Genomic DNA, 12490 nt, shown 5'->3' on the forward strand with positions numbered 1-12490 from the left:
CGTGGCCTTCCCTATCAATGCGATAGACAAATATGAAGAAGGGTGCCGGATGATCGACATGTTCTTGGCGAATTTCGACGATCTCTGGCCGTTTATCCTTATCGGCTTCGGGGCGCAGGTGATCGACGGAGCGCTCGGCATGGCATTCGGCGTCATTTCCAGCACGCTGCTGCTCACCATGGGCGTGCCGCCGAACCGCGCGTCAGCGAGCGTCCATCTGGCCGAAACCTTCACCACCGGCGTGTCCGCGATCAGCCACATCCTGCATCGCAATGTGGACTGGAAACTGTTCGCGCGGCTCATCATCCCCGGCGTGGTCGGGGGCGTGACGGGGGCCTATGTCCTTTCCAATATCGACGGATCGGTCATCAAGCCTTTCATCCTCCTCTACCTGACGGCGATCGGCCTCTATCTGTTGTGGCGCGGTTTCCACCTGCCGCCCAAGCAGCGGGACCCCCGACTGGTCGCGCCGCTGGGCGTCGCGGGCGGCTTTCTGGACGCGACGGGCGGCGGCGGATGGGGGCCGATCGTCACGTCGAACCTGCTGCTTCAGGGATCGAGTCCGCGCCACACCATCGGCACTGTCAACACCGTCGAATTCTTCCTCACCAGTTCGATCAGCCTCGCCTTCCTGATTCATCTGGGCTGGGAAAGCTTTACGACATACACCGTCGGCCTGCTGATCGGCGGCGTCATCGCCGCGCCCTTCGGCGCGATGCTGGCGCGCCATATGGCCCCGCGCGTGCTTTTCACGGCGGTGGGCGTCATCCTGACCGCGACATCGCTGTTCGGTGTCGTCAAATGGCTTGGATGAATCGAAACGGACGCTTATGTGCGCCGCGTTGATCGAGGAAGCCGATAAATGTCCAGTTACCTGCCGACGCTCAAACAGCTCCAATATCTAGTGGCGCTGAAGGAACAGGGGCATTTCGGCAAGGCGGCGGACAGTTGTTTCGTCACTCAATCCACCTTGTCCGCAGGCATCCGCGAACTGGAATCGCTGATTGGCATCACGCTGGTCGAACGGACGCGGCGTGTCGTGCGCTTCACCGCGCTCGGCGACCGCATCGTGGAGAAGGCGCATCGGGTGCTGCGCGAAGCGGAGGAACTGGCGGCGATTGCCGAAGCGTCCGGCAAGCCCCTGACCGGCGAATTGCGCATGAGCGTCATTCCCACCATCGCGCCCTTCCTACTGCCGCGCCTGCTGCCCCGGCTTCGCGCCGACCGGCCCGAACTCAAGCTCTATCTGCGCGAGGAAGTGACTCAGGCCGCGGTCGAATCGCTGCGTCACGGCAATGTCGATTGCGTGCTGCTGGCGCTGCCCTTCCCCACCGGCGAACTGGACAGCGAAATTCTCTTCCAGGACCGCCTCTACGTCGCCTTCCCCCATGACGAGCCGGTCGATCCTCCCGAATGGATCGGGCCGGACATGATCGACGAAAGCAAGCTGCTGCTGCTGGAGGACGGGCATTGCCTGAAGGACCATGCGCTCGCCGCCTGCAACCGGCCCGATCTGCGGGCAAGCGCGACGATGATGGGCACGTCGTTGCACACGCTGATCCAGATGGTAGACAACGGCCTCGGCGTCACGATGATCCCGGAAATGGCGATAGCGGGCGGCATATTGGAGCATACCCGGATTGCCGCGCGCCCTCTGCAATCGGAGCGCTCGTGGCGCGACATCGCGCTGGTGTGGCGCAGGAACAGCCCGCGCGAAAAGGAATTCCGCTTGCTGGCGGAGATTTTGCGCGATGCGGCCGCGACCAGTTGCCGCCTGCCCGACGCCGCTTAGACCGTTCCTATGATAGGCGTTGTCAGCCGCGATCCCATTCGCGCGCCCTGGCATCGTCCTCGACGCGCGGTTCGACCCATGCGGTTGCGCCTCCGCCGAAATGCTCCTTCTTCCAGAAAGGCGCATGGCTCTTGAGCCAGTCGATCAGGAACGCGCAGCTTTCGAGCGCCGCCGCGCGATGCCGCGACGCGGTCCCGACAAAAACGATACGTGCGCCCGGTTCCAGCCGCCCGAAGCGGTGGATGACGCTCACACCCAGAAGCGGCCAGCGCGCAACGGCGTCGTCGACGATGCGCTGCACCTGCGCCTGCGTCATTGCCGGATAATGTTCGAGTTCGAGCGCGACGAGCCCGCCGCCGCCCCGCACCACGCCGGTAAAGCTCGCGACGCCGCCGCCGCCCAATGCTTCGAGCGCCGCCAATTCTGCCGCGATATCGAAATCCTGCGACTGGATCGCGATCCGTTTCATCCGCCTGTCACCGGGGGAAAAATCGCCAGTTCGCGCGCGTCGCCGATGGGCGCATCCATGCCGACGAAGCGCTGGTCCAGCGCCGCGCGCAACCGCGCTGCATCGCCTAGCGCTTCGGCGTGGCCCCCGCCCCGCGCCGCCAGCATCGTCACGATATCGGCGACGGTCGTGCCAGGCGCGGGCCGTTCCACCTGTTCCTCGTCCCGGCCCACGGCTTCGCGCACCCACGCGAAGTAGACGATCGTCAACATCCCGCTCAATCCATGTGCCTTATGCCGACGCGCAGATAATCCCATCCGGTCACCAGCGTCAGGATCGCCGCCGCCCACAGCGCGACGATGCCGACCATCTGCACGAACGGGAATTGCGGCACCGCGCCGGCAAGGATCAGGGCGCCGAGCGCCACGATCTGGAACGTGGTCTTCCATTTGGCGAGGCGCGACACCGGCACCGACACCTGTAGCCCGGCCAGGAATTCCCGCAGGCCCGACACCGCGATTTCCCGCAGCAGGATGATCATCGCGGCGATGAGGTGGACGCCCGCTATGTCTCGCGTCGCCGCCAGCATCAGGATGACCGCGCCGACCATGATCTTGTCGGCGATGGGATCGAGGAAGACGCCGAGTTTCGACACCGTCCCCTGCGCCCGCGCCAGATAGCCGTCGAAATAGTCGGTGATGCCCATCAGGCAGTAAAGTCCGAACGCGAGCGTATAGCCGGTGATCCAGCGCGCGCCCTGCCCCACCCCGGCCACTTCGTCCGGCCACAGCAGCGCCACGAGCAGGGGGACCGTCAGGATACGCGAAAGCGTCAGCAAATTGGGCAGCGTCAGCATCGCCGCCGACTGCCACAGTCCGGGGCGTCGCACAAGCGCCCGCCATCGGCAGCGTTGCCGCTTCGCATTGGACACAGACGCCGCCACCGGCTAGACCCCGCCCCGGTCGGCCACGGAAAAGAAGACCCCCCTATCCATGCAAGCCTCTCTCAGGCTCCTGAACAAGCGCCGTTTCCTGCCCTTATTCGTCACCCAGCTGCTGGGCGCATTCAACGACAATCTGTTCAAGAATGCGATGGTGCTGTTCGTCGTCTATCAGGTGTATAACGATGAAAGGTCCGAAACCTGGTTTTCCGCGCTGGCGACGGGTCTGTTCATCCTGCCCTTCTTTCTGTTGTCGGCGCTGTCCGGCCAGCTCGCCGACCAACGGGACAAGGCGAAGATCATCCGCTGGGTGAAGGCCGCCGAAATCCTCATCATGATCGTCGGCGCGACCGGCCTCGCCTTCATCTGGAGCGGAGTGGCCGTACATACGCTGGCGATCCCGCTGCTGCTCGCCGCGCTGTTTGCCATGGGCATTCATTCGACGTTCTTCGGCCCCATCAAATATGCGATCCTGCCCCAGCATCTGCACGATGACGAAGTGCTGGGCGGCACCGGCCTCGTCGAGGCGGGCACCTATATCGCGATCCTTGCCGGCACGATTCTCGCCGGGATCATCCCGGTTCAGGTGGCGGCGGTCGGTATCGTGATCACCGCTGCTGTCGGCTATGTCGCCGGGCGTCAGGTGCCCCCTGCGCCCTCGATGCTGGAGTCGCAGGCCATCGACTTCCACATCGTGCGGTCGTCCATCGCACTGGTGAAGGGGACGATGCACATTCGCCGCCTCTTCCTGGCCATCATGTCGATCAGCCTGTTCTGGGCGGTGGGATCGATCCTGTTCATCCAGTTCCCGCCGCTGGTGAAGAATGTGCTGACCGCCGACAAGCCGGTCGCGAGTCTTTTCCTTGCGATCTTCTCGATCGGCATCGCGATCGGATCGATTGCCATCAACCGGCTGCTCCAGGGCCATGTATCCGCGAAATACGCGCCTGCGTCGGTTATCGGCATGGGTCTGTGCATCGTCGCCTTCCACATCGTGTGCGACCTGTGGACGCCCGCGCCGCCGGGACAGATGTTCTCGCTAGGCGACTTCATGGCCCATCCGCTGGCGGTGCCGCTGTCGCTCTGCCTGCTCGGCGTCGCGACGTTCGGCGGCATGTTCGTCGTACCGCTCTACGCCTTCCTCACGACCACGGTCGAAAAATGCGAGGCGGCGCGGACGGTGGCGGCCAACAACATCGTCAATTCAGGCGCGATGGTTGCAGGATCGCTGTGCGCCATCGGTCTTAGCATCGCGGGCATGTCCGTCGTGATGCAATTGCTTCTCGTCGCCGTCCTTTCGCTTCCTTGCGCCGCGATGGCGTGGAAGCTGCACAAGGCCTGCGACGGGCCGATCTGCGACAATCCGGCGCTTTAGGAAATGAAGCTGTAGAACGCCGTAAAGAAAGCGCAGAAGCTTAGCGCGAACAATTTCCAATCCTGATCGTCGTCCACCCGCTTCTTCGCAACCGGCGCTTCGGCCACGCGCAGGACGTGGGCGGGCAGCCGCTGGCGGAAAGGGTGGCGGGCCGATTCGGTGGTGAGGACGAGCGGTCTGTTTCGCATGACAAAGCTGTTAACGCATTCTTTACCATTCAGCCCACTGCTATTCCGGGGAAAAATGCCGCTGTCCCGGCGCGGGACAGTGCTTGACTGTATGGTTTGAGCAATACAGCATGACGGAACATATGGCCGACTCGCACCAGACCGAACCGCTTCCCCCGCCCCGTGCCTTTGGGGAGGGGCCGCCGAGCGCGTTCGCGCCGCCTACACCCTGGCGCAAAAGGGTCAGGATTCTCGGCTGGATCGTCGCGGCAATGCTGGCGCTGCTCATGATCCTCGTCGCATGGCTTGCGGTGACGGCGCCCCTGTCCCGCTCGCTCAAGCCCATCGCGCCCCCCGCCATCAGCCTCATGTCCGCGGACGGTCACCTGATCGCCCGGCGCGGGGCGGCGATCGACCGACCCGTCACCATGGCCGAACTCCCCGCCCATGTGCCGCAGGCCTTCATGGCGATCGAGGACCGTCGCTTCCAGAGCCACTGGGGCGTCGACCCGCGCGGGATCGCGCGGGCGATGTGGCACAATCTGTGGTCCGACGGCGCATCGCAGGGCGGCAGCACCATCACGCAGCAACTGGCGAAAGGCGTGTTCCTGTCGAGCGACCGCACCTTCGGGCGCAAGGCGCGCGAGGCGATGATCGCCGTCTGGCTGGAGGTCTGGCTGACCAAGGACCAGATCATGGAGCGCTATCTCTCCAACGTCTATTTCGGCGACAATGTCTACGGCCTGCGCGCAGCCGCGCGTCACTATTTCAATCGGTCGCCCGACCGCCTTACCATCCCGCAGGCGGCGATGCTGGCGGGCTTGTTGAAAGCCCCGTCGCGCCTTGCCCCCACCACGAATCTTAAGGGCGCGCGTGCGCGCGCCGCGCTGGTGACACAGGCGATGGTCGACGCGGGCTATCTTTCGCAGCGGGAACGCAACGCCCTGCCCCCCGCTCGCCTCAACGTGCATGACGAGGCCGACCCTACCAGCGGCACCTACTTCGCTGACTGGGTACTGCCGCAGGCGCGCGACCGGGCGGGCGCCGTCTACGGTGAGCAGGAGATCGCGACCACGCTCGACTGGCGCGTCCAGCGCCTTGCCGAAGCGGCCATTCGCCGTGCCCCGCTGGGCAGCGCGCAGGCAGCGCTCGTCGCGATGAAGCCCGACGGCAGCGTCGTCGCCATGGTCGGCGGCCGGAATTACGCAAAGAGCAGCTTTAATCGCGCGGTGCAGGCCAGGCGTCAGCCCGGATCGACCTTTAAGCTGTTCGTCTATCTCGCGGCGTTTCGCGCGGGCATGACGCCAGACGACATGATCGACGACACGCCGATCACCACCGGCACCTATCGACCCGCCAACCACGGCGGCAAATATCGGGGTCGCATCACGCTGCGCCAGGCGTTCGCGGCATCCAGCAATGTCGCGGCCGTCCGCCTGACACAGAAAGTCGGGGTCGACAATGTGATCAAGGTGGCGCGCGATCTGGGTGTCACGGCTCCGCTCACCGAAGACCTCAGTCTTGCGCTCGGCACCTCCGAAATGCCGCTGGTGGAATTGGCGGAGGCCTATGCTGCGGTGGCGGCGGGCGCCTATCCCGTCGTTGCCCACGGTCTGCCGCCCGAAGAGCAGGGCTGGTTCGAAAAGCTGATGCAGCGTCAGCGCCATTTCAGCGACGACCAGCTGGAAATGATCCGCGACCTGCTGTCGTCCGCCGCCAATCGCGGGACCGGAAGCGCGGCGGCGCTGCACACCAGCACATTCGGCAAGACAGGGACGACACAGGATAGCCGCGACGCGATCTTCGTGGGCTATGCGGGCGGACTGGTCACGGCGGTGTGGATCGGCAACGACGACAACGCCCCCCTGCCCGGCGGCGCGGCGGGCGGCGGCGTGCCTGCTCGCATCTGGCGCAATTTCATGGCTGGGGCGATCAACGAGCCGGTCGAGAACACGTCCGATGCGGAGCAGGATCCCGACCTCGTCAACGCGATCGCCAATGTCGCGGTGGAGGCCGGCGCAGGCAATGTCGGAATGGGCGTCGATCAGGACGGCATGACCGTCAATATCGGCCCCAACCAACTGCGCATACCCATCGAAGTGCCGTCCGTGCCGTCTCCCGGCGTACCCGCCGTTCGCGACGCCGGACCGTCCCCCGACGATCAGGAGCCCCCGCCCCGCTAGGGCCTTATCGCGGTTGCTATCCTCTTAAGGACGATTTTCGACTAAAGTGGAGCAATCGCGTCGCATCGGCTTTGGACTTGGACGCAATTTCAATGCTATACTCTTCATCTCGCTTCCGGCGGGAGAGGAGAATGGCGCGCGATGGGTGGCAAAGTCCGAAGCGATTACGGATCGGAGCATAAGGCACTCGCGGCACGCTGGAGCCTAGCTGCCGAAGCGATGGAAGCGCTTGCCGGTGCGCGCTCCATGGACGCCGTCACATCGGTGTTGCGCGCATTTACCCGGCGGGCGGTGGGGGCGGACGGAATCGCCATCGTGCTCCGCGACGACGATCGATGCCATTATGTCGCGGAGGATTCGGCCGAGCCTCTGTGGGCCGGAGAATATTTTCCCATCGGTCGCTGCGTTTCGGGTTGGGCGATGTCGCACCAGCAAACGGTCGTCATCCCCGATGTGCTGACCGATCCGCGCGTGCCCGTCGACGCCTATCGCCGGACCTACGTGCGCAGCATGATCATGGTGCCTATCGGTCGCCCCGAATCCATCGCGGCGGTCGGTGCCTATTGGTCCGAACCGGGAATGCCGACCGACAATCAGATATCGCTGCTGGAAGCTCTGGCGCGCGCCGCGAGCACGGCTCTGGAAAATGGCAGGCTCTTCGCCTCGCTGGAGGCTCTGAACGCGCAACTGGACGAGCGCGTGCGGGAGCGGACGAATGAGCTACATCGTTCGCAGGACGCCTTGCGCCAGTTGCAGAAGATGGAGGTGCTGGGCCAGTTGACCGGGCATGTCGCGCATGATTTCAACAATCTGCTGACGCCGATCATGGGGGGGCTGGACCTTATCCTGTCAGGTCGCTCGCCCGGCGCGGCGCGCAATACGGCAGGCATGGCGATGCAGGCTGCGGAAGCGGCGCAAACGCTGGTGCAGCGGCTGCTCGCCTTCGCGCGCCGTCAACCGCTTCAGCCGACCGCCGTGGACCTGCACGCGTTGCTGACCGGGATGGAAAGTCTGCTGGCCAACACGCTGGGCCAGCCCATCGACCTCGCTATCGAAGTGCCCGCCGACCTACCGCCGGTTCGTGCCGACGCGCACCAGCTGGAACTGGCGATACTCAATCTGGCGGTGAACAGCCGCGATGCGATGCCCGATGGCGGCAGGCTGACGATCGCGGCGGCGGTGCGGGCGTCCAACCTGCCCTCCGGCCTTGCGCGTCGCCGCTATGTCCGCCTGACGGTCTCGGACACCGGCACAGGGATGAGCGAGAAAGTGAGGGCAGCGGCCATGGAGCCATTCTTTACCACCAAACCGAGCGGTCAGGGCACCGGCCTCGGCCTCTCCATGGCGCACGGTCTCGTCGGCCAACTGGGGGGCGCGCTGGAAATCGAAAGCGAGATCGGCCTGGGGACGCAGGTCCAGATGTGGCTGCCCGTCGAACAGCGCAAAGCCCATGCGACGGACGAAGGATCGCCCCCCGACGCCGAGCGAGGCGCGCAGGGCAAGGTGCTGCTGGTGGACGACAACGCACTGGTGCGCCATGCCACGCGGGAAATGCTGGCCGACATCGGTTACGATGTCGTCGATGTCGACCATGCCGAACTGGCGCTCAGCATGATGGAAGAAGGGTTGCAACCCGACATTCTCGTCACCGATCATGTGATGCCGGGGATGAGCGGGGTCGAACTGGCGCTGCGCGTGCGGGTCGACCATCCCGATGTCGCGCTGCTCATCATCTCGGGCTATCAGGGCATCGACCTCGTCGCACCGGACATCGTCCGCCTGTCGAAGCCCTTCCGCTGCGGCCATTTGCAGGCGAGCATCGCGGCGGCGCGGGCGCAGGTGCACTGACGCCTACGCCCGAAACCGAGGGATAGTCAGAGCGCCTCTCCGGCGGCCCATCCGCTCGACCAGGCCCACTGGAAGTTATAGCCGCCCAGCCATCCGGTCACATCCACCGCCTCGCCGATGGCGTACAGCCCCGGCACCTTCGCGGCCTCCATGGTGCGCGACGAAAGATGGGCGGTGGCGATGCCGCCGACCGTCACTTCCGCCTTGGCATAGCCTTCGGTCCCGGACGGCAGAAACGCCCAGTCGCCAAGCCGCCCGCTCGCCTGTCGCACCACCTTGTCGCTCAGCGCGCCAAGCTCGCCCTCCACCGCCAGCCGCCCGATCAATGCATCGGCCAGCCGTTCCGGCAGCGCTTCGCTCAATATGCGGCGGAGTGTCGCGCGAGGGCGTGCGCGCTTCTCCTCGACCAGCCAGTCCCCCCGTCGGTCGGGCAGGAAATCGACATGCACCGGCGTGCGATGCTGCCAGTAGGAACTGATTTGGAGCATAGCCGGGCCGGACAGCCCGCGATGGGTGAAAAGTGCCGCTTCCCGGAACCGCGTCTTGGCCCAGCGCACCTCCACCGGAGTCGAGACGCCCGCCAGCGACTGAAACAACTGTTCGTCCGGCCCGAGCGTCAGGGGCACGAGCGCCGGGCGCGGTTGCACCACGGAAAGCCCGAACCGGCGCGCCACGTCATAGGCGAAGCCGGTCGCGCCCATCTTGGGAATGGATGGCCCCCCTGTCGCCAGCACCAGCGCGGGTGCGCTATGGACGATATCGCCGACCTGCACCCGGTAAAGGCCGTCCGCATGATCGATCCCACCGACAGCTTGCCCGAGCGCCATGATGACGCCGCCCCTGGCGCACTCTTCCTCCAGCATCGCGACGATCTGGCGCGCCGACCCGTCGCAAAACAGCTGGCCAAGCGTCTTTTCATGCCACGCGATGCAGTATCGTTCCACTAACGAAATGAAATCGGCAGCGGTATAGCGCCCGAGCGCCGACTTGGCGAAATGCGGATTGGCGGAAAGATACCGGTCGGCGGCGGTGTGGATATTGGTGAAGTTGCACCGCCCGCCCCCGGAAATCAGAATTTTCTTCCCCGGCGCGTCGGCGTGATCGACCAGCAACAGCTGTCTACCTCGTTGTCCGGCTATCGCCGCGCACATCATGCCCGCAGCCCCCGCGCCCAGGACGATCGCGTCATAATGCGCCATCAGTGCGCCCGCTTCAGACGAACCAGCGCCTCGTCCAGCACCGACAGGAAACGGGATCGATCCGCTTTGGAAAAGGGTGCCGGCCCGCCCACCGGATCGCCGACCGCCCCCGCCCGCAGGTCAGCCATGATCGCGCGCGTGGCGACCGCCGCGCCGATGGAACTGGTGGTGAAGGGCTTGCCGTTGGGTGCGATCACGGCCGCTCCTGCCTTCAGGCACCGGTCGGCGAGAAGAATATCGGCGGTGACGCAGATGCTCCGGCCATCGGCCCGCTCTGCGATCCAGTCGTCCGCCGCGTCGAAGCCATCGCTCACCACCACCCGCTCGATCAGCGGATGCGCGGGTATGCGGATCGGGCTGTTGCTGACGATGGTGACCGCAACGTCGTGCCGCCACGCCACCTTGTAGATTTCGTCCTTCACCGGGCAGGCGTCGGCATCGACCAATATCCTCATCCCCGCGCGATAGGCCGCCACCCTTCGCGAAACAAGGATCGTGCGGCTTATTTCGTTCTCCCACCCATCAGCGCCTTCACCCGGCGCGCTTCCTCCCCTACATGGCTTGGGATGAGCGCCCCCCTCTACAACAAGGACATATTGCGGCTGGCCGCGAGCATCCCGCATCATGCGCGCCTCGCCGACCCGCAGGCCAGCGTCGAAAAGCGGTCGGTTACCTGCGGATCGCGCGTGACGGCGGATGTACGGATGGTCGGGGGGCGGCTGACAGAGCTTGGGCTGGACGTGAAGGCGTGCGCACTGGGACAGGCTTCGGCCGCGCTCATGGCGGCACAGGCCATCGGCATGAGCGCGCAGGAACTGGAGCAGGCCCGCGACAGTCTGACCGCCTATCTGGCCGGCGACAGCGACGATCTCGATTTCTGGCCGGGCCTTGCCGTTCTGGCGCCCGCGCGCGGCTATCCCGCCCGTCACGCCTCTATCCGGCTGGGGTTCGAGGCAGTGGCCGACGCCGCTCGTATGGCCGACGCCTGATGGAAGCGACCGCCAGCGCAACCGACATTCTGCTTTCGGAAGGCGTCATCCTTCTGGGCGCGGCGGTCGCGTTCGTCATGCTTTTCCGCCGCTTCGGCCTTGGCGCGGTGCTGGGCTATCTGGTCGCGGGCGCGCTGGTCGGGCCTCAGGGTCTGGGCCTTGTCGGCGGCGGCGAATCGAAAATGGCCATTGCCGAAATCGGCATCGTCCTGCTGCTGTTCCTCGTCGGCCTTGAACTTCACCCGGCCCGACTGTGGCGGTTGAAGCGCGACATTTTCGCGCTCGGGCTGGCGCAGGTCGTGCTGTGCGGTTGCACTTTGGCGGCGATCATCTTTCTCTTCACCGGGTTCAGTTGGGGCGCAGCCCTTGCGCTTGGCCTCCCGCTCGCCCTGTCGTCGACCGCGCAGGTATTGCCGGGCCTTAAGTCCAGCGGGCGAATCAACTCGCCCTTCGGCGAGAAGGTCTTCTCGATCCTGCTGTTCCAGGATCTGTCGATCGTTCCGCTGATTACCATCGTCGCTGCGCTTTCCCGCAACCCTGCCGACGCGGCGGGGCCGCCGGGATGGGTGATGGCGGGCTACACCGTTGCTGCAATCGCAGGTCTCGTCTTTGCCGGACGTTTCATCCTGCGGCCCGTACTGGCGCTGATCGGCCGCATGGGGGAGCGGGAGTTGTTCGTGGCGGTGGGGCTGTTCACCGTGCTCGCCGCAGCCGCGCTGATGCACGCGCTGCATCTATCCACCGCGCTCGGTGCATTCGTCGCGGGCGTGATGCTGGCCGATTCGCCTTACCGGCATGAGATCGAGGCGGATGTGGAGCCGTTCCGGTCCATTTTGCTCGGCCTCTTCTTCCTTGCGGTCGGTATGGTGCTCGACCTGCGCACCGTGGCTGCGAACCCCCTCTTCGTGTTGTCGATGGCCGCGATCCTCGTCGCGACGAAGGCAGCACTCATCACCGGGCTCGCTCGCCTGTTCGGCATGAATTGGCAGGCCGCGTTCGGTGCGGGCCTGTTGCTGAGCCAGGGCGGCGAATTCGGGTTCGTGCTGTTCGCGCAGGCGCAAAACGCCCTGCTGATCGCACCGCAAGCCGCCAGCCTGTTCAGCGCCATCGTCACCTTCTCCATGGCGACGACCCCGTTCCTGATGCTGTTCGCCCGCCGTTTCGAATTCGCGCGTCCGCATGACGAGGACGGGCTGCCCGGTCCGGAGGATGCCGTACGCGGCAGCGCCATTATCGTGGGCTATGGCCGTTTCGGCCAGACCGTGGCGCAGATGCTGATGGGCCATGGCTTCGGCGTTGTACTGATCGACAAGAAGCCTTCCCAGATCGAATTGTCGGGCCGCTTCGACATGAAGGTCTATTATGGCGACGGCACGCGCATCGACCTCCTCCGCCGGGCGGGCGGAGACGAAGCGCGGCTCATCGCCTTCTGCATCGACGATCCCACGCTCGACGGCAAGATACTGGAACCGGTCGCCGAGGCCTTCCCGCAGGCCGCGTTGATGGTTCGCGCGTTCGACCGGCGGCAGGTCATGGCGCTCCAGGGGCT

General features: G+C 65.3%; 13 protein-coding genes. 7 read left to right on the forward strand and 6 right to left on the reverse strand.

Annotated features, from left to right (window positions below; all coding sequences use genetic code 11):
- The first annotated feature begins 49 nt into the window (after window positions 1–49).
- Both DI606_RS06780 and DI606_RS06785 read left to right on the forward strand, forming a co-directional pair.
- Window positions 50–814, forward strand: coding sequence for a sulfite exporter TauE/SafE family protein (locus tag DI606_RS06780; RefSeq protein ID WP_293980824.1), 765 nt, complete (start codon window positions 50–52; stop codon window positions 812–814).
- A gap of 48 nt (window positions 815–862) precedes the next feature.
- Window positions 863–1792, forward strand: a complete 930-nt coding sequence (locus DI606_RS06785; RefSeq protein ID WP_293980825.1) for a hydrogen peroxide-inducible genes activator — start codon at window positions 863–865, stop codon at window positions 1790–1792.
- Window positions 1793–1814: 22 nt separating this feature from the next.
- Here DI606_RS06785 and DI606_RS06790 read toward each other — a convergent pair whose 3' ends face one another.
- The 3 genes from DI606_RS06790 to pgsA are packed head-to-tail and all read right to left on the reverse strand — an operon-like array spanning window position 1815 to window position 3096.
- Window positions 1815–2261, reverse strand: coding sequence for a molybdenum cofactor biosynthesis protein MoaE (locus DI606_RS06790; RefSeq protein ID WP_293980827.1), 447 nt, complete (start codon window positions 2259–2261; stop codon window positions 1815–1817).
- Complete coding sequence (gene moaD, locus DI606_RS06795; protein ID WP_293980846.1) at window positions 2258–2512, reverse strand: molybdopterin converting factor subunit 1; 255 nt, start codon at window positions 2510–2512, stop codon at window positions 2258–2260. The genes DI606_RS06790 and moaD overlap by 4 nt, the downstream gene beginning before the upstream one ends.
- Window positions 2513–2517: 5 nt before the next feature.
- On the reverse strand, window positions 2518–3096 hold the full coding sequence (gene pgsA, locus DI606_RS06800; protein ID WP_293980848.1) for a CDP-diacylglycerol--glycerol-3-phosphate 3-phosphatidyltransferase: 579 nt from the start codon (window positions 3094–3096) through the stop codon (window positions 2518–2520).
- A 136-nt stretch (window positions 3097–3232) separates the two neighbouring features.
- On the opposite strand from pgsA, the gene DI606_RS06805 reads away from it, so the two are divergent.
- A complete protein-coding gene (locus DI606_RS06805) occupies window positions 3233–4555 on the forward strand; it encodes an MFS transporter (RefSeq protein WP_293980829.1) in 1323 nt (440 codons plus the stop codon).
- Here the strand turns inward: DI606_RS06805 and DI606_RS06810 are convergent.
- The gene (locus DI606_RS06810; protein WP_293980830.1) at window positions 4552–4743 is read right to left on the reverse strand and encodes a hypothetical protein; all 192 of its coding nucleotides are present in this window, start codon (window positions 4741–4743) and stop codon (window positions 4552–4554) included. The two genes, DI606_RS06805 and DI606_RS06810, sit on opposite strands and share 4 nt — an antisense overlap.
- 110 nt (window positions 4744–4853) lie before the next feature.
- Here DI606_RS06810 and DI606_RS06815 point away from each other — a divergent pair, with 110 nt between their 5' ends.
- Both DI606_RS06815 and DI606_RS06820 read left to right on the forward strand, forming a co-directional pair.
- Entirely contained in the window at window positions 4854–6905 is a 2052-nt protein-coding gene (locus tag DI606_RS06815) for a transglycosylase domain-containing protein (RefSeq protein ID WP_293980832.1), read from the forward strand.
- Window positions 6906–7046: 141 nt separating this feature from the next.
- The gene (locus DI606_RS06820) at window positions 7047–8753 is read left to right on the forward strand and encodes an ATP-binding protein (protein WP_293980834.1); all 1707 of its coding nucleotides are present in this window, start codon (window positions 7047–7049) and stop codon (window positions 8751–8753) included.
- Between the two features lie 26 nt (window positions 8754–8779).
- On the opposite strand, the gene DI606_RS06825 is transcribed toward DI606_RS06820, so the two are convergent.
- Both DI606_RS06825 and DI606_RS06830 read right to left on the reverse strand, forming a co-directional pair.
- Window positions 8780–9952: an aminoacetone oxidase family FAD-binding enzyme gene (locus DI606_RS06825; RefSeq protein ID WP_293980836.1), complete on the reverse strand. Its 1173-nt coding sequence runs from the start codon at window positions 9950–9952 to the stop codon at window positions 8780–8782.
- Window positions 9952–10407 (reverse strand): YaiI/YqxD family protein, encoded by a 456-nt coding sequence (locus tag DI606_RS06830; protein WP_293980838.1) that lies wholly within the window; start codon window positions 10405–10407, stop codon window positions 9952–9954. The genes DI606_RS06825 and DI606_RS06830 overlap by 1 nt, the downstream gene beginning before the upstream one ends.
- 111 nt (window positions 10408–10518) lie before the next feature.
- Between DI606_RS06830 and DI606_RS06835 the strand changes: the two genes are divergently transcribed.
- Window positions 10519–10941 carry an iron-sulfur cluster assembly scaffold protein gene (locus DI606_RS06835; RefSeq protein WP_293980840.1) on the forward strand — a complete coding sequence of 141 codons (423 nt, stop codon included), beginning with the start codon at window positions 10519–10521 and terminating at the stop codon, window positions 10939–10941.
- On the forward strand, window positions 10941–12490 hold a 1550-nt coding region (locus DI606_RS06840; protein WP_293980842.1), incomplete at its 3' end, for a cation:proton antiporter. The genes DI606_RS06835 and DI606_RS06840, both read left to right, overlap by 1 nt.

Origin of the sequence: Sphingobium sp. (assembly GCF_003248505.1) — a bacterium.
Taxonomy (GTDB): Bacteria; Pseudomonadota; Alphaproteobacteria; order Sphingomonadales; family Sphingomonadaceae; genus Sphingobium.